Source organism: Candidatus Hartigia pinicola (assembly GCA_020541205.1).
Lineage (GTDB): Bacteria > Pseudomonadota > Gammaproteobacteria > Enterobacterales > Enterobacteriaceae > Hartigia > Hartigia pinicola.
The window spans coordinates 1,692,309-1,716,138 of sequence record CP048208.1 but is presented as its reverse complement, the minus strand read 5'-3'; the positions used below and the strand labels follow the sequence as shown (position 1 = coordinate 1,716,138).

The 23,830-nt window shown below is 23.7% G+C and carries 3 protein-coding genes; 1 reads left to right on the top strand and 2 read right to left on the bottom strand.

Annotated features, from left to right (window positions below):
* The first annotated feature begins 9,146 nt into the window (after nucleotides 1-9,146).
* On the top strand, nucleotides 9,147-10,574 hold the full coding sequence (sbcB, locus tag GFV14_RS03215) for an exodeoxyribonuclease I (protein WP_457914231.1): 1,428 nt from the start codon (nucleotides 9,147-9,149) through the stop codon (nucleotides 10,572-10,574).
* 1,418 nt (nucleotides 10,575-11,992) lie between these two features.
* Here the strand turns inward: sbcB and ligA are convergent.
* Complete coding sequence (gene ligA, locus GFV14_RS03210; RefSeq protein WP_457914230.1) at nucleotides 11,993-14,008, bottom strand: NAD-dependent DNA ligase LigA; 2,016 nt, start codon at nucleotides 14,006-14,008, stop codon at nucleotides 11,993-11,995.
* A gap of 7,874 nt (nucleotides 14,009-21,882) precedes the next feature.
* Nucleotides 21,883-23,472, bottom strand: coding sequence for a peptide chain release factor 3 (gene prfC, locus GFV14_RS03205; RefSeq protein ID WP_457914229.1), 1,590 nt, complete (start codon nucleotides 23,470-23,472; stop codon nucleotides 21,883-21,885).
* Nucleotides 23,473-23,830: the final 358 nt, after the last annotated feature.

The window sequence follows — 23,830 nt, the reverse complement described above, 5'->3', positions numbered from 1 at the left end:
TAATATAATTCTATAAAGTTTATAAACAGCTCTTTCTTTAATACTAAAAATTAATGAAATTCTATACAGACTCGGTAGTGTAATTAATCCTATTGTATATATAAGGTAAAATTATTACTATAAAAATCTACGGATTATAAATAATGATAAACATGGGGTCATATTATCTTTAGGCGATGTTGTTAGAAATTATTTGTTAGGTAAATTTTTAATATTAATTTTAATGTGGAATTAAAATCAGAGCTGATAGTTATAATTTACTGAGGTTTGTGTAATTTAAATATTATTTACTTAACGTATTTTTTAGATACATGTCTTATTTCTTGTAGTTTACTTGATGTTTCACGATGTTCTTTAGAGTATTCTGTATTTTTATAACATAGTTATTAATACGATGATCGTGATTACTATATATATTCATAATAATTTCTTTAAGTTTTTCTATGAAAAGTCTAACTTACTGTGATGACTTCGGTTATGTAGTAAGAAAACTTATTTTGGTTATTCAGATCGTTTCATGATTAGGAATTTCACGATGGATTTTATTGCTATAATAAAAGATACGTATAAGTTCTAAGATCTTGTTGAAAAATTTCTTATTTATGTTTTCCATGTTTCACAGGTTTTGATTAGGGTTTTGATTAGAAGTATATAACTTATTGATTTATATATTTCAATAACTGAATTTGACATTCAGCATAAAGAGTAGTTATTTTTTAGAAAATTCCAGTAAGAATAAATAACGCTATAATTACAATAGTTAAGTGTAATATTTTGTTTAAAATATCATATATATAACTTAAAGTATGATGAGTGTACTTAATATTTTTAATACTAATATGTTATAAGTTTATTAAACATATTTATTAATTTAATAATAGAAATAATATGTTTTATTGATTATGTTCAATATTTAAAATATAATATGTCATTTAATATTTGTATTCAATTCATTCTTCAATTTTATGCATGTGTTTTTTTAGTTCTTGGGATAAATAATTATGCACTACAATGTTATTGATTGAATCGTTACGAAAATACAACAAGCATAAGATTATCATTAAAATAATAAATATTCGTATGCTCAAAAAGTATTAAGTAAATTGATTTTAATTATATACTTAATGAGGTAACAGAATAAAGATGCCATTAAATTATGTTGTACAATTAAACTAATAAGATAAGTACTAATGATTAACATTGAGAAAATTATAGTTATTAGATTGAAAATCTTATCATGATAAAACTTATTAATTCAATCAAATTAATAAGTTTTATAGTAAAAATTATTATTATACTTTTTATTAATATAGAAATTTTTACTTTAAGCCTTATCATTCTGTTAGAAAGTAGTAATTATTTTCGCATAATAAAATTAAAAATATTAGAAATTAAAAATATATTACTTTATAAAAGCACTTTTAATAAATTAATATATTTATAAATTTTATTAATTATTTTTTATTTTAATATTAAGAAGAAAATATATTATAATTAATAGACAAGGTAGAAATATGACGACTAATAAATAACATTAATACTGGAAGCTCTAGTAACATCAAGAGATGTAATGTTACTCTTAAGGATAAGATATGATCATTAATCATGTTAATAAATTTATTATCAAATTAAGAAAATATAACACAATAAACAGTTTCTTTAATTCAAGTATAGTTAGTATTAATATTTTTCTTTTAAAATATTACTATAGAAAAACTAAATACACTATATATTTTCCTTTAGTATATTTTAAAGTATTAAAGCTGATTAATATGTTTTATAAGATTTAAATAAACTAGTTTCTTTATATAAAATTATATTAATATATAGGCGGTGACTAGATTGTTTGTTAATATATTAAAGTATAATAGAGTATTGAACAATGAAAATAGCTCTAGAAATGTTAGTAAGATTAAAATAAATTAATAATAATTTTTGACGATAAAAAAATTTTGTAAAAATATATTAAATTTGTGTGTAAAAGTATTTATAAAAATACAATAATTATTTTTTATGACTTAGTCGCTCATTTGATAAATATTTAATATAAATTATAATACTGAAATATTAATCACTAAGAACATAATGGTATTACTCAATGTTGAGTAATGTGTTAAAGTCATTATTTTTATATGTAATCATGATTTTTATAAAGATTTTATAATAATCAATATTACTCATAGACTAGAATATTACTTTTAATGTCTAATATCAAATGCAACAGTTAATGTAAGAAATATTTTATATCATTAGTATTACCTAAAATAACGATTACAATAGCATGACATGAAAGATCTAAAGTCTCATTAGCCTTTCTGGTGATTTTTAGTTTTTTTAAAGTATATAAAGAATGAATATTTGAGTGTAGTTATATATTTGACACTAAAAAGTAATTATTGCTTCACATGTTTTTATGCACTTGTCAGATATCTCAAGTAGATAAAATATAAATTTTATTTTATAAAAAATATTGCATAAGTTAGTATCTTTAGTACATTAAGTTAATATTTTATTTTCATCAAAGAGGTTGCAGTTTTGTTACTGTATTAATAATTTTACTTTTACAATAAACGCATCAGTCGAGTAGAGGAGTACTTTTCTGCCTTCACACAATATAAAAATTTAAAAATCAATAAGTTTAGCAGGAGAAGTGTTAACAACTTAAGTTATTAAATGATTTTTTCTCTATTTTATATTATGTTAGATAAATATAGATGTAATAAAGTTTATTCAAAATTTTTTATAGATATTATAATTTTATATGTAATTCTTAAAATGATATCATTTTAACTGATCATTACTGTTTTCTTAAAATAGTTACAACATTATACTAAAAAGTACTGAATGTATATTTAGTTTTTTTATGAACTTACTGTATATTCTTTAAAGTGTTTATCATTAGAAGCATTATCTCAGTGATCTTCTGAGTAGAGTTGTTGCGTATCACGATTGTAAATTTTAAAAATAGAAAACGTTAGAAAGAAAACGTTTACTAGAATAGCTGTGAAAGTGTGTTGTTGAGATCTATGCTAGGAGTAATAATATCAAGATTGTATTTTTACTCTTCATTAATAAAGTGTGAAAATATAAATATATCTAGTGATGAGTCTGTAATTTAGTTAAAATTTTTAGCATTCAATTACATATCGTAGTAAATACTTAAATAGTTATTATTATATACTCATTAGTAAGATAGATAATTGTATAGACATAAAAACGTTATGCATATAACTATTATATATATAAAATATTTATAGATAAGCATATATTATATACTATTTAAAATTTTTGTAATAGCAATATATAATATACTTTAGGTTTTTAATATATTTACAAGTATTGTATTATTTAATGTGTATTTAATTAGTCAAAAAATATACTAAATTTATAAGAATGATGCAAAGATTTGAATATTAATTTATAGTCTATCAATTTAGCATTTGTGTTCTTTTTATTTTTTAAAAAAATACTGAAATCTTTCATAGTTTTTGCATGTTTTCCTATATTGTAGTTAAATACAGTAGATTATTACTCAACGCTTTAAGTTTAGTAAAAATAAAAATGTGATTAGTTTTATTTCTTTATTAATATTTTTTATTATAATTTTATTTTATTTTATTTTATTTTATTTTAGACATATAAATTTAAATCATTTAATGACGTGTTAGTTATCTAGATCCGATCAAAAATCTTGCAGGATAGAAAATTTTTAGACCATTTTAATCTGAGTTTTAGCAATAAACTTAATTAATATAATAAGTAATAGTAAGTTATTTTGATATTATTTAATTAGAAAAACATCAATATATTATAAATTCGTATTTTTGATAGCTCATACCTAACAAATGCAAAAATAATCTTATTTTAAATTTTTTAAGTAATATGCTTGTTGATACTTATGAGATAATTAGTAAGAGAGAATACTTCTGTTGTCTGTATATTAAAAAAATAGTCAATGAATTCACCTCAGGTATTAGTTAGTCATACTAATGTTTAGTTGCAAATATTAATGAATTTAATTTATTAAGTAATGACCGGAACTTTTATTGATTTAATATATTTAAATTTTAGCTGTCTAATTTTAATATATTTTATAATAGTTCAATATGATTAAAAGCTTTTGTACGCACTCTTCCGTTTCTTTAGTGAGAGAATTGTGATTTCAATAAATTTCTGATGTAGACATTTCTTAATGTGTTTCTTACGTTAAAAATGCAAAATTATTGCAGTTTAGTTGAATGTTAAGCAGTTAATAATTCTAATTATTACCTAAAAATTAGATCCAACGATCTTGTTAATTTTATTAATAACTATTATTCGTGATAAAAATAACTTTAAATTCATTAATGCGATAGGCTAAAATATCAGCGTTCATTGAGTATTTTTTTATATAATAGATAAATCAAATATTGTATTCACGATTTAAATTTGATTAGTTAAATATTTATAATTGCCTTTTCCACATTCAGAAATATTTTTTCAGATCAGTCAATGTAATTTTAGCGATGATACTCCTAAAAGAGACATTAAAATATATAATGGATTGTGTTTTTTATTTAAATAATTGCAATAAATATATTGTAGACATAATTTAAAATATTTAATCTACATAACTGAAATTTATTAACACTTGTTTTATGTATATTAGTAATATTTCAGATTAAAAGTATTCATTTGATTGTTTATTTGTTATATTACTTCTTATTGAGAATAGAAAAATTATGATTATTAAGTATTTAGTTTTATGCATTATTCAATGTTGGAAAGATTTTAATTGGAATTGTAGGTGTAAATAATAGTATCGATTATTTTAACGAGTTATTTATCTAATAGAGAAAAATTAATGTTGGTATTCTGAACATTGTTAATTCGGATTTTATTAACCGAATTCTTTAAATTTAGTTTGAGTAGCTTTATCTTTATTTCTGACGGTGTTTATTGTCAGAAGCTTAACATAGTTTTATAGAAGATTTTTAATGCAAAATCATTTCGGAGTATATTGCAATAAACATTGTTGTTATACTATATTATAGTATATGAATATTCTCATAGATTAATTTTTAGTAGTATATCTGCAACTGATTGGTAACAATTCTTTGATTTGTTCAAACGATTTTATACATGTAACTATTATAGTTGTGTATTATTTTAACAGAAAACGTGTAAAATAATATAACTTGAAAATATTTTTAACACCATCTAAGACTTAGTTTTTCTATTGTAATTAGTGTATTTAGCATTTTTGTTATAGTTCTATCTTTATAGATGAAATTTAATCATAGGTTTCAGCGTTAATCTTTCTCTGAATAACTATCATTTTTATTTATACATACACATAAGTTTTTAGTATATTGCTACTGACTTTTAATATTGTTAAAATTAAATGTATTTCATTTTTTATAAATTAACAAAATATTTACATATTTTATAGTAACTATGATACTTAATATTTTTAACTAACATAGTTTAATTAGAAATTATATTTTTGTTTTAAGTGTGTGAAGTGTGTGAGGAATTTAAGTATGATGATTTATGTCTTCGTAGTAATGAAAAGAGCGTTTCATATCACTATCTGAATCAGACTAGTTTTTTATGAATACTTTTAATTTCTGTAGATATTTATAATAATATTGATTTAGTTTATCATTGTATGGGTCATAATAAAGTCAATTTAAACTATGCATTGAGATTGTAAATTTTAGCGTGTTAGTAAAACAATTGTAGGCTGTTTATTATGTCGACTCAAAAGTTTTAGCTAAACTATAATATTATTTAGTCTTGTTCATAAGTGCTTATGTGACTTATTTATTTGAAGTATAAAATACTTAAGTTTATTAAGATTCATTTTTTAAATTTCAAGAAGATATTATTTTAGTGATATAGTCTTTTTATTTGAAATGCACTAATCTATTGAATGCACTATTTTTTTATAAGGTTATAGTACTATAGGTTTTCTTGTTAATATTATTGTCAGAATCTGTTATAATTTTTTTGTCTGATTAATGTTAAAAAGATTCTTCTGTAAGTAAAGTCTGCTGTAAGTTAAACGTTTAGATTAGTATTATTTTTTTGTTTTTTTAAAACTTTAATTTCTCACAGGAATATGAAACATTAATATTTAATTCTAATAATAAAAAGCGAGCTAAGATAAAATAATATAAATATCTTTATTTAGTTGACTGAAATGATTTAAATTTTTTTATTTTATAACATAAAAGTTATAAGTCTATAGTTATGTTAAAAGATATCAATTTTATTGAGATACTGATTTTAGAAAATCGATAAAGATTTATTTCCTGGTTTAATTTAAATCAGATCCGAGAGATTGTTTTGAATACTATTATTAATATATTTTCATATATTCAGTAAAACTAGAAATAAAGGAAATAATGCGTTGCGTGTTATATAAGATATAATTTCACTAGATTTAGTGATTTTACAGAATAATTTAAAGAAATTTACTGACGATTCAAGAAAGTTAATTTAATGTAATAACATGACTATGAAAATGCAGTTTGATTTAAAATACACACAGGAAGTGCTATTGAGAGTAATTGACGTTTTTAAGAATATATTGCTAGTAGTATAAAAAATTGATTATTATATATTTATTAACGTCTCAATAGTTATTGTTGACATTCGTTTGATCAATATTATGTAATATACAAAATGAGAATAAATATTTAGAGGGCATTATAAGACCTTTAAATAAATTAAGTACTATGTTAATACGTGTATTAAGAGTTAGATAAGGTATTTTGCGATTTACTAAAGAATATAGTGATATTTTTATAAAATTACTAATTAAAAATCGATTTAAATAGTTGAAATAGTATATCAAGCAAGATTATATGAGACATAATATAATAGTAACCAAAATATTATTTTATATAAATAGATGGATAAATTATTAGTAGCATTATTATACAATCATCGGTAAAAATTTCGCTAATGATAAACATCTAACTTGAAAATTATTAAAGTTTGATGAGGTAAGACTATATTTTAAAGTTAGTAGTATATTGATACTAATATGATTATTGATATATTTTATATTAAAATATAATAAAGAATAAGATAAATAAATATCAATATAAATATAAAAAATATTAAAATCAGCAGCATTGAGGTTAAAATTAAGGAATCAATAATATTTATATTGGAGTGAGTTATGATCGTATTGCAAGCAGCGTAATGTATTAAATGAAGGTAAAATTATACGTGTCAATTTTTTATCTATCTAATTAGTGTTCAAAAAAATTATAACATTTTTTATGTACAAAGTACTGGTTAAATATAATATATTTTTAGTTCATCGCTGGGTATTGAAAATAAAATTTATAAGAATTGTAACATCTAGCGATGAGTAGTACAGAGATAACGAATATGTGGTAATAGTTATCTTAATATTGAACTATGTTAAAAATTAAGTAGGCAGTCTAAAGGTATGCTAATGTTGTAGCTGAATCAAATATTACTAATATTATGACAAAATTCTATATTATTATCGATAGTAACAGTACTTTTGATCATAATTGACTATATAAGTTATTGTATATGTTTGACATGTTTTATAAAATCATGCATTCTATTAAACATGTTTATATTATATGATATTGAGTATAATTTTAAATCTACATTAGAATTCTTTAAAAAGAATAATTGTTTATATAAAGTTATTAGTATTGTATTATTAAAGTCAATGAGATTATCTCTATGTTTTTGATTGCGTCAATTTTATCAGAAATAGTAATAATACAAATCAGTTTATTTGAAGATTAATTTTTTAAAACACTATTTTCTATATGAAAAAACATCACTGAATAACAATCGATGTTAATCATTATTTTTTGAAAGCAGTAATAGAATTTCATTGCATAATTTCATTACTTATTATGAGCTCTTAAATATCCTTTTATTATAAAGGTTATATATATTATAAAAATTTGAGTTATGTAGATATATCAACCATTTTCATAAAATGAGTGTTTATGCTGTTATCAAAAAAACAATGTAATTTTAAATGCGCATGATTCATTTTCAACTAGTAAAAGTGATATAGAATATATTAAATTTAAATCAATATGATACTAGTACTAATATTGTATAGAATTAATATTCTATTACTAAAATAATTTATAGAGATATTTGAAGATAATAGTTTTATTTAATCATAACGATATCTCCAACAAGAATTAATAATCACTGCATTTAGTTATTGCAAATAACTTCTTGTATTACCTTGAACACTTTTCGTACAAAGTTAAATATTGTCTTCCATAATTTTTGTAGCTAACTTTAATATTAAATTAATTATTGCATACTTAGCAAAAATTTTTAGTGTAAATCGAGATATCTCGAATAAAATTACACGACTTTGTTCATTCTCTATACTTATGCTATCTTTTATTTTATATTATCTTATCTATAGTTTATTAGTTTATTAGTTTTTATGATAAATATAATTTATAAGATATAAAAAATAAATTCTAGTTGTATCTGAACTATCTTTGCTATTGTTTTATAATAAAATAATCAAGATAATTACTGATAGATAACAATAGAAAAGATATAAAGCGTTATCACTAAGTAGAAATGTTTGTATTTGTGTGTTAATTAAAATATTATTAAAGATATTATGTACGCGTAATTACTTTGATTTTTTGGAAAATTTTATCAGAAGTAATGACATGTGTTCAAATAAAAGATTATTTTAATAAAAAATATACTGAGTTTGAAAATGTTTGCATGAATTTTATAATAATGTACTTATCTTCATTCTAAAATATTTTTTAAAATATAATATATTTAAAATTTTTAAGTGTGTTTCATTGAATGAAAATTACATAAATTAGATCCAGAAAATATTAAATAAATATAAGTACAATATACTTTTCATGTCATGTTGTAGGTTATCCTCTTTATTGATTCAATTATGAAGAAAGATTAATAATCATCATATGTAATGAGTTTAGATTGTTTAATATATTAGATATAATTAAAATAAAGATTTTGTATTACGTAAAGTTACTTGAATAATGATATCTATAGAATATTTTTTGCTTTTATTTTACTTTAGTTATTTTATATTAAAGAATTATTAAAATGTCATTTATTTTATTAAAAATACTTTATGGAGAATCACGTTGGAATACACTAAAAATCACCCTACATTTTTTATTTATGATTACGAAACTTTTGGAAAATCCCCTACACTTGATCGTCCTGCACAGTTTGCAGGGGTTAGAACTGATCTGAATTTTAATATTCTGGAAGAACCTGAACTTTTTTACTGTACGCTTTCTGATGATTATCTACCACAACCTGAAGCAGTAATGATTACTGGTATTACCCCACAAATTGCGTTAAAGCATGGTGTTAATGAATCTGAATTTGCTAAACGCATTCAACATGTCTTTAGTCGACCTCATACCTGTATTATGGGTTATAACAATATTTCTTTTGATGATGAAGTTACTAGAAATATTTTTTATCGCAATTTTTATGATCCTTATGCTTATAGCTGGAAACAAGGAAACTCACGCTGGGATTTGCTCGATGTTTTAAGGGCTTATTTTGCTTTGCGTCCGGAAGGGATTAATTGGCCAAAAAATCAGGATGGACTACCTAGCATGCGTCTTGAACATATTACCAAGGCTAATGGTATTTCGCATGAAACTGCACATGATGCAATGTCTGATGTATTGGCGACTATTCACGTAGCTAAATTGCTAAAATCTACTCAACCACGCATGTTTGATTATTTTTATCAGTTGAGAAAGAAAACTAATATTAGTCAGTTAATTGATATTGTCGAGATAAACCCATTAATTTATGTGTCTAGTATGTTCGGAGCGGTGCGTTCTTATATTAGCTTAATAGCTCCTTTAGCATGGCACCCGTATAATGGTAATACATTGATTATTTGTGATTTATTTTCTGATCTTTCTCCTTTAATACATTTATCCACTCAAGAATTACGTGAACGCTTATACACTCCGAAGTTAAAATTAGTTAATATATCGCCTATTCCAATTAAATTAGTACATATCAATAAATGTCCTATTCTTGCGCCTGAGAAAACATTACGTATAGAAGACGCAGAACGTATTGGGGTTGACCGTGATCTTTGTTTATTTAATTTAGAAATGCTACGTAAACATCCTAATATTCGAAACAAAGTTATTAAAATTTTTTCAGATTCTTTTCATTTTGAAGAGCCTAAGGATGTAGATGAAAAAATTTATAATGGCTTTTTTAGCAACTCAGATCGTTTAAGTATGGACATTATTAAAGATACATTACCAGGACATCTTTCTGAACTCGAGTTAACGTTTCAAGACTCACGTATGCAAGAACTTTTTTTTCGTTATAAGGCGCGTAACTTCCCAAAGATTTTATCGCATGAAGAAAAACGGCGCTGGTTACAACATCGTAGAGATTATTTTACGGAAAGTCGATTAACGGAATACATGAAAAATATAGCGTTATTAATGATAAAGTATCAAGAAGATCCTGAGCGTTCTAACCAATTAAGAGAATTGATAAAGTATGCTACAGAATTATCTAGTTAATATTATTTAACAGCAATTATTACTAAAATATGTTATGTTTTTTTATTTCTCAATCGAAAATCTTACATGACTGCAAAAGAAAAAAATTTTTTATTTATAATAGTATTTTCTATCATCTCTATGTAAGATATGATGAAATAATTTATAGAAATAATAATCATAGCTATCAAGACTATCAATATAACCTATTTTCATTTTAAATTTTATTGGTGTAGTGATATTACAGTATCCAGTATTTTCTAAATCAGTCTCTTTATAAAAGAGCTTGCAATTGTAGTTTTGTATAAAAATAAAATTATTATATTTTTTTGAGTAAAGCTCATAGCACTGCTTTAGGAAAGTGTGAACTATATTTTTGTATATTATTTAGTATCGTAAAAGTTAGATTGAGACATTGAAGGTTTATATTTAAAGAGTTATCAGACTACCTCTGTATTTTCTAATCATTTTCTAGTTAGTTTTATGTAATTTTAATAATCATATATTTCAGATGATATTATAAGTATAGAATTTATTACTTTTAGCTATCTCAATGATCGAAAGTATATGGGAGATCTTGTCTAAAAGTATTGTATTTCTATAATTTGATATTTGATACAATATTTTTTAGGAAATCTACTGCATATTATACAATCTAATAGATATTAACGTATTTTGTATACGTGTAATATATTCTTTATAACTAAAAGTATATAATGTTACTTTTAAGTCCTTTATTTTAAGTTATGAGTGTATACGAAAGATTTTTATTTTTATTATAATCTTTTCATAATTTTATTCGTAGTTTAATTCTTGGTTTATTAATCATTACAAAGTGGGTATGATTTTTAATCAACGCGATTAGGAATTTCGATAATTATATTGTTTTATATAAAAAACTAAAAAAGCGTAACGTTCTTGCAATCTTTAAAAGTTTATAATAGTAATCTATATAAATAGATGTGTGTAATATTTTACTAAAATTAATTGTTGATATATGTAGCTGTGTAGATATATCAATATATATTGATTATCTTAAGGAAAATATTGATTGTAGCTAATGCATAATTAAGGTCCAATATGTTGAAATGTTTTTTGACTGATGTTACTATTTCGTATTTAATTATATTAATAGTATAGATAAAATTATTACTTATTACAATTATAGATAGATTCTAAAAAACTTATAGTGATCTTAAAATATTATAAACCAATCTTGATTGATTGTTTTGTAATATAACGACAATTTTATAACTTTATAAGGAAACATGCAATAAATAAATATAAAATAAAAATGTTATTTGATAAATAGTTATATATAATGAAAAACATTCACTAAAATATAATTTAATACAATTTATATACAAATAATATCTTTCACATCAATTAGTTATTTAGTATATTTCTAATATCAACAATGAATTAATTATAGTAAAAAATTAATATTCTAGGAAATGAATAAATGCCTCTTCATCCATTACTTGAATGCCAAATTGATGTGCTTTTATTAATTTATAGCCGGAAGATTTACCAGTAATTAGTATATCTGTTTTTTGAGAAATATGTCTAGAGACTTGTGCGCCAGCAGAAAGTAGCTTTCTTTTTGCTTCATCACGGGTTAATTTTTTCATAGAACCTGTTAATACTACTGTTTTTCCAGAAAATAATTTATTAGCACCAGTAATATTGACTGAAACAGCTTTCGGCCAATGAATTTTTACTTTGTCTACTAAATCTTGAATTATAGATAAGTTATGTGGTTTATTGAAAAAGTTAATAATATTTTTAGCTACTACATGGCCTATATCTTGTACTGTGTTTAGTGACTCTGAATTTGCTGTTATAACTGCGTCTAATGTTTTATAAGATAAAGCTAGATTAGATGCCTTTACTTCGCCGACTTCAGGAATCCCTAAGGAATAAATAAACCGGGAAAGTGTAGTAGATTTAGATTTTTCTAGTGCATCAATAAGATTTTGAGCTAACTTAGGTCCGATGTTATCTAACTTAGTTAAAATAGTAGCACTCAATTGATATAACTCTACTGGAGTATGTACGTATTTGTATTCCACTAGCTGATCAATAATTTTATTACCCATTCCATTGACATTCATGGCCTGACGTGAAACAAAATGTTTGAGAGCTTGTTTACGTTGAGCACTACATATTAAACCACCTGTGCAACGTATAATCGCGGAATGCTGAACACGTTCAACATCAGAACCACAAGCTGGACAAACAGTTGGAAAAACAATGTCACGGATATCAGAAGAGCGTTTTGAATTCATGACACTAACAATTTGTGGAATTACATCACCTGCACGACGAATAATAACAGTATCACCAACATGCAAACCTAAACGTTTAATTTCATTATAATTATGCAAAGTAGCATTACTCACTAACGCTCCTGCAATTTGAACTGGTTCTAATCGTGCAACGGGTGTAATTGCTCCTGTACGACCAACTTGAAATTCAACATCTTTTAAAATTGTTTTTTGTTCTTGAGCAGGAAATTTAAAGGCCGTAGCCCAACGAGGTGCGCGTGCAGCAAAGCCTAACTCTTCTTGTGTTGCAATTGAGTTTACTTTAATTACAATACCATCAATATCAAAGCCTAGTGTTGGACGTATTTGTTCTATTTTGTGATAAAAGTCTAAAACTGCTTGATGTCCAGTACATATCTCCACATACTTACTGACAGGCAAGCCCCAATTTTTAATTTTCATCAAACGCTCATAATGAGTTTTGGGCAGTGTGTTATCTTCTATAATCCCAATACCATAACAATAAAATGATAGTGATCTTGTTGCAGTTATACGAGGATCTAACTGTCGTAAAGAACCCGCAGCTGCATTTCGTGGGTTAGCAAAAACTGTACCGCTAGTACGACGAGCTATTTCATTGAAAGTATTAAACCTTTTTTGCGGCATAAATATTTCACCACGAATTTCTATGCGTGAAGGAATATTTTCACCAGTTAGTCGTAACGGAATAGTTCGAATAGTACGAACATTTGCAGTTATATTTTCACCACATGTACGATCACCACGGGTTGCTGCTTGAACTAACTCTCTATTTTGATACAACAAGCTTACTGCTACACCATCTAGTTTTAACTCACAACAAAATATCAGGTCTTCATGGTTTTTTAGTCTATCGCGAATACGTTGATCAAATGCAAGATAACTTTCTTTATTGAATACGCTATTAAGAGATAACATGGGAATTTGATGACGTACAGTAGAAAATTTTGTTAATGGTGTAGCTCCAACTCTTTGTGTAGGAGAATCAAGAGTTATCCATTCCGGATGTTCAGATTCAATTTTTTTTAGTTCTTCTATTAGTTTGTCATATTCTACATCAGGGATTTTTGGTGAATCCAATACGTGATATTGATATTCATGATGGCGTAATTGTTCTTTGAGTGTATTAAGATATTGTTTTTTAGTCATGGTGTTACCAATCAAGATACGAATCTTTAGTAAAAATGCATTAAAAGTATAAGAATACAAATCTAATAATATATATCACTAAGTTATAGTTTATCATATAAATGATAATGATAAGTTATTAGAGCTTGTCAGTGTGGATGATATATAGATATTTTCAGTAGATTGTATAGAATAACTTTATTTTAATAATTTAGAGAACATAATGATATATTATTTTTTAAAAATAGCTTATCTTATTATTTTAGACAGCATTAATATATACACTCTAGACTAATGATACAATTAGTGTAAACATATTTTTATAAAATTCATTTCATATTTTATATAATAGACAATAATCTATTTTAGATGAAGATACTTTAGATTAATATTCATGTATTCTCATGATTCTTCTATATTTTCAATAGATTTTTAGTTAGATTCACACGAATTATATAATTATTTTTAGGATTAAATTAAAATGATAGAGTTAATGATAACGCGTTATCTTCATGATAGTTGTAATGATATGGTATATATTATTTATAAATACCAATTTATATTAATATAATTTTACAATCTTTTTATTTATGAAAGTTATTTTCTAGAAATTTATAGCTATTAAGATGCTTTGTGTCTCCTAATACTACCTTGTATTATATTTTATACCATGAAAAGAACCTTGCCGTGTCTCATTTAATATATGATTGTATTCTGAAATTTTTTAATGCAATTATAAGTTTTTTCATAGATTGAATTCGTTTTTTAACGAATATATATAAAAGATTATAAAAGTACTGTTAGGTTCTTATGTTTTTTACACGTTTTCATTAAACAGATTTATTACAGTACTTTTTGAGTAGGTGTAGTTCGGTTAGTGATAATTGTATTTTTTTAAAATTATGCAATAGGATAATATAAAAATGTTTTCTAAAAAAATTAGTTGAAGCTATCAATACTCTTGATAATGATATTCAAAATACATAGTAATGTATGTGAGCTTTATTTATATTATCTTTTTTAGAGATATGTATTTTAGTTTTTTTGAGCAAAGAGATCTCAATTTATTGAAAGATTTTTTTATATTACTACGGAAATGTTAGATTGAAACAGAATTGAATATATATAAAATTATTATTTTTAAAAAAGATTGAAAATTAATGATTAGATTAGAAAAAAAGTTTTATATGCATTACTTATATCAGTTTACCTTAAGAAATAAATTACTTACATTCAATGAAGAGAAATACTACTTCATAATTAGATAGTGGTAAGTCAGTTATTAATTTATTTTTAATTTTCTGAAACTGTGTGAGATAATATATGGATTAGGTACTTAATTTTCCATATTATCACTTAATGGTTATAATGCACGACTCATATGAAATAAACATTATTCCTTCATAAGCAAGCTGATGAGAGATAATTTATTAATATTTATATTGAATTAATTGTTTGAAGAGGAAAGACGTTTATCTCTGTTTTAGATTATTGGAAATAATATTTTTAATTATTTATACTAATTAGTATCAAGAAAAATTTTTACGATTGTTATCGGTTAGATAATAATGCTAACTTCAATAATCTTGATTTATGTACTTAGCATTAATCTATTTAGATACATTCAAAAACAGATCTATTACTGAAATTTATAAATATATTCTATTTACTAACTTAATAGTATATATAGTATTATAATGTACTAGCAGTAATAAGATCACGATAACATTATGGAAATTTAACTAGGATGTATTACGTTTTTATTCAATCTTCTGATGGATATCACTCATACCTAAGTGATCGCTTATGTAATTTTATTTGACGTAACTTTTAAATATTCGAATAATTATTATGTTTCTGTTATTTGATTGAAAGAAGAAAAGGATGATATAAATACTAATGTTAGCTTTATAGGGTAGTGATTATGACTGTTATAGTTTAATTTGTAGACATAAATGCGTTTTACGGTGATTATTTTGTTTATAAATAATCAAATAGCTCCGAAAAATTTAAAATATTAAGAACATGAATTTTAAAGCGATGAGAGTGAAAAATAGTAAAAAACTGAATTTTTATCATTATCAATGTCATGATAGACTTAATGTACTTATTTTAATCTTGTAAAATTTTAAAATTCTTTTTTAATGATAGCCAAAAGTTCATCTTCACTATAAGCGTTAAATGATGTAGTAATAATCCTCACATATATATAGTTGATTCATCTTTTTCTAAAATGTTAATCTTAATAATATAATATAGATGAAGGTTTTCAAATCCTAAAAAGAGAAAAATTAATACATTTTGAAATATTAGTTAATTATTCAGACTTTCAATACTCTAAAATGAAAGGTTTTGTATTTCGTGAATTTAAGTTAATATAAAATTAGTTTGTTTTTAATATATAAATAAAAATATAAGATAAATTTTTTGCAGGTTATATGAATGATGCTATTTATTATTTATGATATTTTATAAAATGTCTATTATATGATTTCTGAAATGTACAACTTATTATGACGTATCTATGTAATGAAGTTATTTATAGAATATCTACTTTATCAAAAAAAATTACTAATAACAAAATATAGTTATGACGCACGTAATTCTAAAGAATATTTCAGTAATCATTTATAGTGGTTTAGTAAGAAACAATTAAACTGAATCTAAGAAGAGAATTTCAGAGCCAAAAGAAGGTGCAAAATATCATATATGCTAAATATTATAACAAATGCTCAAAGTAGTGTTTTTGATATTTTTTGAATGTATAAAATATATTTTCAACTCTTTCTCAAGAGGTAATCTGCTATTTAGTGTGATTATTTTCAATATTTAGAAAATTTTTCCTAAATACATCATGTAGTTATGAGATTAATTTTAATAAAATAGTAGATTGGATTTTGTCTAAGGAACTGCTAAATCATACCAACTTGTTGTATTGTTTTATAGTCACACATGTAAGTGCATTGAGTAACAATTAAGTGTTTATTATAATTTCTTTGAACTATTTTAAATGCCCTTCGGATTTTTTTTGAATACTATATCATGTTCTAATAGAACTCAATGCTTGTTCTAAGAGCTGTATCTTTTTATTTTTTTTAAACAGCACATTTAAATAAATTTTATTCTACACAAGTTTAGCATATTTCTGGAGTGATAAAGATAAATAATAGCATGATACAACTTACGAGATTATTGGTAAGTAAAGTATTTCCTTAATAATTATAAATGATTAAATTTAAAAAATTTTCAGACTAATTAGTTATCGGTACACTTATTAGATTAATGGAATATTCGCTATTATAAAATATTAAAATTTAATAGCTTGCTTAGTATTTTGTATATAAAATAGAAAGACGATGAATTTTAGAGTGATATAAATTTAGGTGGATATTTAAAGATTTTGAGAATTTATTTATAATTATTTATATATTATTATTTTTATGTATGTTATTAGTGAAAGTTAAAAATTAATAATAATATTAGTCAAGAAATATATTAATATAATTAACTTTATTTTAAGATTTGAAAACTTAACACCTCTGAAATTTCTATTTATATAAAATATTATATTACTTCTATATAAATAACAAAATTATTTGTAATAAAAAATTTTTTCTAAACATTTTTCCAGACAGAGTACTACGAACTATATTATTTCATATTTTAAAAAATGGAAAACGCTAAAAAATAAAGAAAAGCTTCCCGAAATAGATTTTAAATATCTCTGACTAGGTCTATATTATTACTGATGATAATGCATATATTATATTTATAATAATAAAGTCGAAAAACATAACAATACAAATATTTTCGTGATAATATTATTTTTTGATAAAAAAGTGTTTAGGATCAAATTAGATATTGCGGTAGACATGTAAGACTTATTCTATGAATGATAGTCAATATCATCAATAACAAACAGTACTGTTGTAGTTTTAGTTTGCATACAATGTTTAACATGAGTAAAATATATTAGCTGATGCAACTGTTATATAGGTGAAATATTGATGTATAGTATGTTATTATACATGTATTATAATTATCTAACATTGCACAAAATAATAAAGTTTATAATTTTATGTAATTCCAAATAACTTTGGTCTTTTAATGTATATATGGGTTGGCTGTAAAAATATTTATAAATTTAGAACACTACTTAAAATATTAAAATATTTAATTTTAGTCTATGAATTTAGTTTTTATTTGTTGATTATTCAAAAGTACTAAACAGACCGTTACATTACATTGAGATATTTTAGTTCTTTTTCTATAAGAGATTCATAAGATGGGGTAATCTTCTATAAAGTATATTTAATATAATGTATTCATTGTGTACTAATTGTTGGTTTTTAAAACCATATGTAGACTTTCTTTATGATAATTTAAGGTTATTGATATTTTATTATTAAGTGATTAAGTGATTAAGTGAGTAAGTGAGTAAGTTATTAAGTTATTAAGTTATTAAGTTATTAAGTTATTAAGTTATTAAGTTATTAAGTTATTAATATATAATATAATTTTAAATTCAAAAAGATACTATTATGTACTTTTATTACAATTACTTAAAATACACTCTTTATGTTAGTTTGTATTAAATATTTTGATACTTCTAAGCACAAAGTATTACCGAATTAATCATGCTAAATAAATGATGTAATGAAATAATTTCACTAAAATAATTGCAAGTAGTGTTTTATAAGTTCCTGGAATTGCATTAAGATGTATCAAAATAATGAAGGAGTTTATATTAATTAACTCCACTAAACACTCAATGCATATTATAGAATTTAAAAGTATGCACTGTTGTTGAGTGATAATCGGCAAGTTTATGACTTGGAAAAAGTTTTATTGAAAGTCTAATTTAGTGAGCTTAACTGTAGTGATCATATATTAATTATGTTGACTCAATTTGTGGATAGAATTAGATTGTGTCTTTATTTTTAGAAAAGTTCACTATGTCTGTTTATATAACGTGTTTAATGAGGTTGATTAATAGTCTTCTTGAAATGTGAATTTTCTAATAAGTTTTATTTATAAAGTATAGCTTTTGAAGCTTTACACGATGATTTATCAAATAGAGTGATTTTACATATTTTTTTTAGTGTAAATATTTTTGTTGTTTTGTTATGGGGTTTAACTTAGCCAGAGGATATTTAAGAACTGATTTTAAGTTTTTTGAGGTGTAATAATTTTATGTGTTTTTACTAAAAATTATTAAATTAGAAAAATTTAATATACACTTTTTATTTTTAATCTAATCACTACATATTTAGCAGTTAAATGTTAATTAAAGTTACAAAAAAGATGTCACGGAATATTTCATAGTCATAAAAAAAGTTAAACGTCTATTGTAAATTTTTACGCTATAATATGTTGTTTTATGTTTATATCATAACAATGATATAAATATGTTCTGATTAATTATTAGGTAATCCATTGATTGCAATTAATACAAGTAAAACATTAAATATTAAATATTTACTTTTAGTTGCGAAATTTAATTTTAGTACATAAATATGTTTTCTGTATAGTAATAAGTCTTGACAAATCTCTTTAATTAATTTCAATAAAAAAATTTTTAAAATTTTTGATTCAATACCACGAATACATTAAAAACATTATGTCTTGTTGTAAAATGAGAGGTGAAGATATTATAATTTTAATGCATCTTTCTTGGAACATAGAGATTATGTAATGTATTAATATGATTAAGAAACTTAAAAAAGTAAAATCGTTTTCTAAAATTAACTCGATACATATATCAGCGTATATGTACTTATTGTTATTGTATAAATTTTTATAGATAATTTTAAGAGTATTAAAATAATTAAAATTATTAGATAAAGTATCAACTTCACTAAGAAATGTTATACTTATAGTATATTAAGAAATATACACATTCTATTTTTTTTAATATCTCTCAATTTTTATTCTAAAGCGTTGCAATATTTCACTAAGTTTTGATAGGTTTTTTACAAGTAGTTCGCATGAATTGCATAATACATTATATACTTTCATGGAGCGAATAAACATTATTTATTATAATCAATTATTGTTTCGTATATAAAATTATAGTATAATTTTAGAATGAATTAGATAAAACATTCATAAGAAAATCTTGTATATTAGCGTATTTTAGCAGTGAATTAAGTATTTGTTGTATTGTGATTTCGGTTGCTAATAGATCGGATGACGTGTATTGTATCTAGTAAATTCTAGGTAATTATTATTATTATGCATTTATTAATAACTTACAAAGTTAGTCAATTGTTTTTTTGATGAAGTCAGAAAAAAAATTGCGCAATTTTGCGTCAAAAATTCATTCAAGTTAAATTAGTTAAAACAAAGAAAAGAGAGGTTTCTTAAAAAAAGTTTTTAGTTCTATATCGGAATGTTATACAGTATTGAGTATAAAAGCTAAATTTTAAATATAAAAACTTACTAAAGAATTCTGTCAGGAATAATCTTAAATGTTATTTCATAATATGAATTAATAGTTATTTGAATATTAGATGTTAGTGTTACTAACATGTTCTTTTAATAAAGCTATCAACTATTTTAATAAATGAAGTTATTAATTTTTTAGTTATGAATCTGAAGTGTGAATGGCAACATGTACTACATAGTGTATTTGTTTTTTAACCATATTATTAGGGTGAATTTTGAGCGGTAATTTTCATGAAATTATCATATCTGCAGCGTGAATGATATTAATCCAGACTATTACTTTTGTATCTATTTAGCTTTATTACTAAAAATAGGAAATAATGATCTAAATTATCTTCTTTTTTTTGAAGGATAGTATTAAATTTGTTTCAATAAAAGATTGCTAAATAATCGAATATATATAATTCATTAGCAATAGATAACTATAAAAATTAATTTATGATTATCAGTATGTATATTATATGTTTCAAGAAAAATCCATAAATAAGTCCTTCATAGTGTGATATAATGCTATTAATTTAAATAAATATTAATGCTTAAATACTAAAATTTTTCATGTATTAATTGAATGACTTACGTTAAATCATTCGAGACGCTTCTTAAATTATTCATTTTTAAGTACAGGTAACTCAAGAAAGGTTAAGGGTATATAAGGCAAATTTCAATTTCAACATAATCTTGAATTGAAACATTAACTATAAAATAGTTATTTATTTATTTTTATAAAACAGAATGGAATGTCTTATGCTGAACTGTTAGGGAAATAATAAATATACATGCATTAGTCATTTAAAAATACAAAATCTATCACTAAATAAATTATTTTGTTTGCTAGATAATTGTTTAAGAATTGAAGTTTTTAATGATTTAATGTTATTTATAACGTGAGATTTTTAATACATCGTAGAAATTTAACCGTCTATACTTGAATATTAGAGAAATAAAATAATTCCTATAACTATTTAAATAGAAAACATTGCAATCTATACAATTTGTTATGAATAGTTTATTATACATTATCAAAATAGATTCTCTGGAATTGTAAATTATGATATACATAGCTTGCTTTATTCTTTTTAAGTTAGAGATACTGGTTTTCTTTAATTCTACATCAATTTAGTTCAAAAAAAAATAAAAAATATTGAATTAATAACGATAATAGCATGTAAGCATATTTAATTTTTATAAATTTATTTTTTAATGTTTTAAGTGTTAATTTAATTTTATTATATTCTCTTCATATTTTAAGTTTTTTGTGTGTTTATATACTTGCAATTCGAATAATTTTAGGTGTGAGTTATAAAAGAATCATTCATTAAGCAGTAAAATGTAAAAGACTTGGTAATCTGTAGTTGTTAGATAAAATGTCAGAAAGTATTTAAAATTACAATTATCGCGATATCTTCTATTGAACACAATTATAAAAGCGTGTCAGTATAGAGAGAAAATTAATGTTCACGTATTTTACGGAATTTTACATCTGGGTAGCGTTCATTTGTTAAATTGAGATTGACTATAGTTGGCGCAAGATAAGATAAGTTATTGCCACTATCTAGTGCTAAATTTGATTTATTTTTATGTTTAAACTCTTCAAATTTTTTTATATCGTCGCACTCTACCCAGCGCGCAGTTGAAATATTAATGGTTTCATAAATTGCTTCTACGTTATACTCATTTTTCAGGCGAGCAACAACAACTTCAAACTGAAGTATCCCAATCGCTCCAAGGATCAAGTTATTATTTTCTAATGGACGGAATATCTGCACTGCACCTTCTTCTGATAATTGTATTAACCCTTTAATGAGTTGTTTTTGTTTCAATGGATCTCGGAGACGAATTAACCGGAACCATTCAGGAGAAAAGTTAGGTATACCTATAAATTTTAAATTTTCACCTTGTGTAAATGTATCACCAATTTGAATTGTACCATGGTTATACAATCCTATTATATCACCAGCAGAAGCATGTTTAACATGTGCACGATCTCCTGCCATAAAGGTTAACGCATCTGAAATCACAAGATCTTTTTTGATTCGAACTTGACGTAATTTCATATTTTTTTCATATTTTCCTGAAACAATACGCATAAATGCAATGCGATCACGGTGCTTTGGATCCATATTAGCTTGAATTTTAAATATAAAACCGGTAAATTTTTCTTCATTAGCTTTAACTTCGCGAACATTGGTTTGCCGAGGTTGTGGTGTTGGTGCCCATTTTACTAAACCGTCCAGTACATGATCAATACCAAAATTACCTAATGCAGTACCAAAGAAAACGGGTGTTAACTCACCTTTTAAGAAGGAAGTACAATTAAATTTATAAGAAGCGCCTTGCACTAATTCTAATTCGTTACGTAATTGCACTATTAATTCGTCATTAAATACTTGATCCATATCAAGAGTAGCTAACCCTTTAATGATATGAACTTTTTGGATCGTATGACCCTGTCCTGTTTGATACAAAATAGTTTCATTACGTAATAAATGATAAACACCCTTAAAAAATTTACCAGAACCGATAGGCCACGTGATTGGACAACAATGTATTTTTAGTTTATTTTCTATTTCGTCTATTAATTCTATTGGATTACGAATATCACGATCAAGTTTATTCATAAAAGTTAAAATCGGCGTGTTACGTAGGCGAGTAACGTTCATCAGTTTACGTGTTCTATCCTGAACTCCTTTACAGGCATCAATCACCATAAGACAACAATCTACTGCTGTCAATGTACGGTAAGTATCTTCTGAGAAGTCTTCATGTCCCGGAGTGTCAAGTAAATTAAACAAACAGCCATGATATGGAAATTGCATCACTGAGGTAGTAATTGAAATACCTCTCTGTTTTTCTATATCCATCCAGTCTGATTTAGCATGCTGATTTGAACCACGACCCTTTATAGTTCCAGCACGCTGGATAACCTCTCCAAATAATAAGACTTTTTCTGTAATAGTAGTTTTACCTGCATCAGGGTGAGAAATAATTGCAAACGTTCTGCGTGACTTTATTGCATGTAGGAAATTTTGATTTGTCATTTTTACATTTTCTTTTATATATAGATTGCTATATACATTATGAGATAGAATAAGTGACTACTAGCTCAGTAAAATTTGTTTTGTCAATTGTAATTAATAATTATTGTTACAAATGTTAAGGATGTAAATAATTAAAGTATTACATCAGCCAACTTTTATAGAGAGAAAATATTAACCAGATTAGTTAGGATGAATTTTATTTTAGTTAAAAAATATTATTTTATATTGTTATTTTAATAATGCGAGTTTACAATAGTGATATACTTTGAGAAATTTTGCAAGAAATTACCTATTTTGTTTAATGCTCACTAACACATGTTGTTAATATATTATCAATGTTTATGTATGATAAAATTTT